The sequence below is a fragment of the Streptomyces sp. NPDC127092 genome, from assembly GCF_042722475.1.
Lineage (GTDB): Bacteria > Actinomycetota > Actinomycetes > Streptomycetales > Streptomycetaceae > Streptomyces.
This window is the reverse complement of sequence record NZ_JBHXFE010000249.1, coordinates 1,067-1,347: the sequence shown is the minus strand read 5'-3', so window position 1 is coordinate 1,347 and position 281 is coordinate 1,067. Positions and strand designations below refer to the sequence as shown.

Below are 281 nucleotides of genomic sequence, written 5' to 3'. Positions count from 1 at the left end.
GAGATCGGTGGTGAACGGATCGGTATGGCGGCGAGTAGCTTTGTCTCGGTGTCGCTGGACCCTCCGCTAGTTGCTGTCTGCCCGCAGAACACCTCGGCGACGTGGCCACGACTACAAGAATCGCCGCGCATTGGAATCAGCATTCTCGGGGAGACACACGATGGGGCGGTGCGATCACTGTCAGCGAAGATCGGAGACCGATTCGAGGGGTTGACCACTCAGACACACGAGGGCGGCGCCGTCTTCATCGAGGGAGCCAGTGTGTGGTTGAACACCTCGGT

Annotated in this window: 1 protein-coding gene; it reads left to right on the top strand. The window is 60.9% G+C overall.

Features of this window, described 5'->3' with window-relative positions; translation table 11 throughout:
* Positions 1 to 3 precede the first annotated feature (3 nt).
* Positions 4 to 281: flavin reductase family protein (locus tag ACFWJO_RS39415; protein ID WP_386873072.1), on the top strand; the 278-nt coding region annotated here is incomplete at its 3' end.